The 4,102-nt window shown below is 69.1% G+C and carries 5 protein-coding genes and 2 pseudogenes; 4 read left to right on the plus strand and 3 right to left on the minus strand.

Features of this window, described 5'->3' with window-relative positions; genetic code table 11:
- From QN345_RS16245 to QN345_RS16255, 3 genes and pseudogenes are all read right to left on the minus strand, one after another.
- Positions 1–494: TlyA family RNA methyltransferase (locus tag QN345_RS16245; RefSeq protein ID WP_323508883.1), on the minus strand; the 494-nt coding region annotated here is incomplete at its 3' end.
- 58 nt (positions 495–552) lie between these two features.
- The gene (locus tag QN345_RS16250; RefSeq protein ID WP_322136120.1) at positions 553–741 is read right to left on the minus strand and encodes a hypothetical protein; all 189 of its coding nucleotides are present in this window, start codon (positions 739–741) and stop codon (positions 553–555) included.
- Between the two features lie 10 nt (positions 742–751).
- Positions 752–1,183, minus strand: a pseudogene (locus QN345_RS16255) (HAD hydrolase-like protein); the annotation flags it as partial.
- On the opposite strand from QN345_RS16255, the pseudogene QN345_RS16260 reads away from it, so the two are divergent.
- From QN345_RS16260 to QN345_RS16275, 4 genes and pseudogenes are all read left to right on the plus strand, one after another.
- Positions 1,175–1,432: pseudogene (locus QN345_RS16260) on the plus strand (DNA repair protein RecN); the annotation flags it as partial. The pseudogenes QN345_RS16255 and QN345_RS16260 overlap by 9 nt on opposite strands.
- 14 nt (positions 1,433–1,446) lie before the next feature.
- A complete protein-coding gene (locus QN345_RS16265; protein WP_241975280.1) occupies positions 1,447–3,189 on the plus strand; it encodes a CTP synthase in 1,743 nt (580 codons plus the stop codon).
- A gap of 3 nt (positions 3,190–3,192) precedes the next feature.
- Entirely contained in the window at positions 3,193–3,831 is a 639-nt protein-coding gene (locus QN345_RS16270) for an NUDIX domain-containing protein (RefSeq protein WP_134558560.1), read from the plus strand.
- Positions 3,828–4,102, plus strand: a 275-nt coding sequence (locus QN345_RS16275; RefSeq protein WP_323508882.1) for a site-specific integrase, incomplete at its 3' end; no start/stop codon positions are given. The genes QN345_RS16270 and QN345_RS16275, both read left to right, overlap by 4 nt.

A 4,102-nucleotide genomic window follows, 5' to 3' on the forward strand; every position in this document is an offset into this window, starting at 1 on the left:
GTCGGGAGTGAGATGAACGACAGGTCGCCGACGACGAGGTCGGGGCGGGTGTCGACACCGGATGCCGCGGCGAGCGTTTCCGGCGTCGCGTAGCGCAGGTTGAACCCCTCGACGGCCGCGAGGCGCGGTTCGAGGGCGAGTTCGGGGGCGAGCTGGCCGTGGCCGACGTCGACGGCGAGCACCTGTGCGGCGCCGCGTTCGAGGAGCACCTGGCTGAAGCCGCCCGTCGAGGCGCCCGCGTCGAGCACGGTCCGGCCCGCGACGGGGATGTCGAACGCATCGAGCGCCGCGATGAGTTTGTGGGCGCCGCGGCTGACGTAGTGGTCGGTCGGGGCAACGACGAGCACCTGGTCGGCGCGCACCTTGGTGGACGCCTTGACGACGGGCTGGCCGTCGACCGTCACGAGGCCTCCGGCGATCACCTGCGCCGCTACCGTGCGCGAACGCACGAGCCCGCGGTCGGCGAGGGCCGTGTCGAGGCGCTGGTCGGGCATCCGCTCAGGAACAAGCTCAGCCTCGGACCCGGAGTCCGCCCCGGCATCCGCGTTCGCCTCAGGGCCGGGGTGCACTGTCGCCGCCCTCGAGGTGCGTGCGCAGCTCGTCGTGCAACTGCGCGTATGCCGCCGCGCGGTCTTCGAGGGGCAGGTCGCCGATGTCTCCGAGCCGGGACAGGAGTTCGTCCGCCATGGTCACATTTTCGTGGCTGACGCCCTGGGGGATGTCCGCTGGGTTCTGCTGCACCCTCTCCACGTTACCGTCTGAGATACAGTCGCTCCGGAACATTCAGCCCATAGACGGGCCGGCCGGACGCCCAGATCACGGCGCACGCGGCGCGGAGCAGATTGATCCCGCCGTCGCCCTCCGCGACGATCTCGACGTCAGCACCAGTGATGCGCACGCTCGCGCCTGCGACGCTCGCAGTGGCGCGGTCCTTGGAGAACACGGTCTCCGGGTAGGGCTCGTGCAGCTGGCGCAGGTCGTCGAGGATGAAGCGGGGGCGCTCCTTCTCTGCGGCGGCGAGGGCCTGCTTGGCCTTGTCGATGCCGGTGAGCACGAGCACCGCGGGAATGCCCGCCCGGTTGGCGCCGAGGATGTCGGTGTCGAGCCTGTCGCCGATGAAGAGCGCGTGCTTCGCCTGGAAGCGGGTCATGGCTTCGTCGAAGATCGCGACCTCCGGCTTGCCGAAACCGCCCAGGTCATCGTGGTGACCCATCTCGCCCAGGTCGCGGCCTTCGCGGGCAACCACCTGAGCGTCGTCAAGGACAGCGACGGTTCCGTCACAGAGTCGAGTGTTCGCCAGCTGACCGGCGACGATCGCGCCGCCGAAATGGCCCGGCTGTTGTCCGGCCTGCCCGACTCCGTGAGCGGCCTCGAACACGCCCGCGAACTGATGAACCTCGCGAGTGCTGGCGGATCCACGAAGATCCGATGATAGAGTCGAAGCCCGTGGTGGAAAATAGAAACGCGGACAATTCAGACGGCACGACCAAGCACATCTTTGTGACTGGTGGTGTCGTTTCTTCATTAGGCAAGGGCCTGACGGCGGCAAGCCTCGGCAATCTCCTGACGGCCAGCGGCTTACGCGTGGTCATGCAGAAGCTCGACCCCTACCTCAACGTGGACCCGGGAACGATGAACCCGTTCCAGCACGGCGAGGTCTTCGTCACGGACGACGGCGCGGAGACCGACCTCGACATCGGTCACTACGAGCGGTTCCTCGACATCAACCTCAACCAGGCCGCGAACGTCACCACCGGCCAGGTCTATTCGCAGGTGATCGCGAAGGAACGCCGCGGCGAGTACCTCGGCGACACCGTACAGGTCATCCCGCACATCACCGACGAGATCAAGCGCCGGATGCGCCTCCAGGCCGACGACGCGCTGCGCCCCGACGTGATCATCTCCGAGATCGGCGGCACCGTCGGCGACATCGAGTCGCAGCCGTTCCTCGAGGCCGCCCGCCAGGTGCGCCACGAGCTCGGCCGCCAGAACGTGTTCTTCGTGCACGTCTCCCTCGTGCCCTTCCTCGGCGCGGCCGGCGAGCAGAAGACCAAGCCCACCCAGCACTCCGTCGCTGCGCTCCGCTCGATCGGTATCCAGCCCGACGCGCTCGTGCTGCGCAGCGACCGTCCCGTCTCCGACGCCAACAAGCGGAAGATCGCGCTGATGTGCGACGTCGACGAAGACGCCGTGGTCAACTGCGTCGACGTGCCCAGCATCTACGAGATCCCCGCCGTGCTGCACGAGCAGGGCCTCGACAAATACATCACCGACCACCTCGGCCTGCCCGTCACGAGCGTCGACTGGACCGGCTGGCAGAAGGTGCTCGACGCCGTGCGCGAACCCAAGCACGAGGTCACGATCGGCCTCGTCGGCAAGTACATCGACCTGCCCGACGCCTACCTCTCCGTCACCGAAGCCCTCCGCGCCGGCGGCTTCGCCCACAAGACCAAGGTCCACGTCCGCTGGATCGCCTCAGACGAGTGCGAGACCGAGGAAGGCGCCACCCGCCTGCTCGGCGACCTCGACGGGATCTGCGTTCCCGGCGGCTTCGGCGTGCGCGGCATCGAGGGCAAGCTCGGGGCTCTCCGCTTCGCCCGCGAGAACGGCATCCCCGTGCTCGGCCTCTGTCTCGGCCTGCAGTGCATGGTCATCGAATACGCCCGCAACAAGGCCGGCCTCACCGGGGCGTCCTCCTCCGAGTTCGACCCGGACACCGAGTTCCCCGTGATCGCGACCATGGAAGAGCAGGTCGAGATCATCGCCGGCGGCGACCTCGGCGGCACCATGCGCCTCGGCCTCTACCCGGCCGACCTCGCGGCGGGCTCCCTCGTCGCCGAGCTCTACGGGGCCCCCTCGGCCTCCGAACGCCACCGTCACCGCTACGAGGTCAACAACGCGTTCCGCGAACAGATCGCGGATGCCGGCATGTGGTTCTCCGGGACCTCTCCCGACGGCCACCTGGTCGAGTACGTCGAGCTGCCGCGTGCAGAGCACCCGTTCTACGTCGGGACCCAGGCGCACCCGGAGCTCCGCTCGCGCCCGAGCCACGCGCATCCGCTCTTCCGCGGCCTGATCGGCGCCGCACTCGACCGCCAGCAGGCCAGCCGCCTGTTCGAGGTCAACGAGGGCAACGACACGGGCGACGAGACCGTCGACGTCGCTGCGGTCGTCGGCGCCGAGGCCTGAGCCGTGACTGAGCTCCTCGAGGACGAGGTCGCCTCCGCGGCGGTCTCCGAGTCCGATGTGGTCTTCGCCGGCCACGTCTGGGACATCCGCAAGGACACCTTCCGCTACGGCGACTCCGACATCGTGCGCGACTACGTCGACCACACCGGTGCCGTCGCCGTCTTCGCCCTCGACGAGGACGACCGGGTGCTGCTGATCAAGCAGTACCGGCACCCCGTCGGCATGCGCGAGTGGGAACTGCCCGCCGGCCTCCTCGACGAGGCCAACGAGCATCCGGTCGAGGCGGCCAAGCGCGAACTGGGCGAGGAAACCGACTACGTCGCCGCCGAGTGGCACGTTCTGAGCGAGTTCTACACGTCACCGGGCGGCAGCAACGAGGCCTTGCGCGTCTACCTGGCCCGCGGCCTCACCGCCGCGCCCGAGGTCTTCAACCGCACCGAAGAGGAAGCCGACATGGAGATCCGCTGGGTCCCCTTCGCCGACTGCCTCGACGCCGTGCTCGCACGCCGGGTGCAGAACCCCGCGCTCGTGATCTCGGTGCTCGCCGCGTTCGCCGCGAAGGAACGCAACTGGAGCACCCTCGGCGCCGCAGACCTGCCCTGGCCGCGGCACCCGAACAATTGGAATCACACCGGCCGATGACGGTCGCGGCGGCGGTCGAAGCGTTCCTGCGGCACGTCGCGATCGAGCGCGGGCTCAGCGCGAACACCGTCGCCGCCTATCGGCGCGACCTCGTGGTCTACGCCGGCTGGCTCGAGGCCGAGGGCCTCACCGAACCCGGTCAGGTCACGGCGCTGCACGTCTCCGCGTTCGTGCGGCACCTCGCGACCCGATCCGAGTCGCCGCTCACGGCCGCGTCGATCGCGCGGATGCTGTCGACCGTGCGCGGGCTGCACCGGTTCCTGCTCGAGGA

This window comes from Cryobacterium sp. 10I1, from assembly GCF_035019805.1.
Taxonomy (GTDB): domain Bacteria; phylum Actinomycetota; class Actinomycetes; order Actinomycetales; family Microbacteriaceae; genus Cryobacterium; species Cryobacterium glucosi.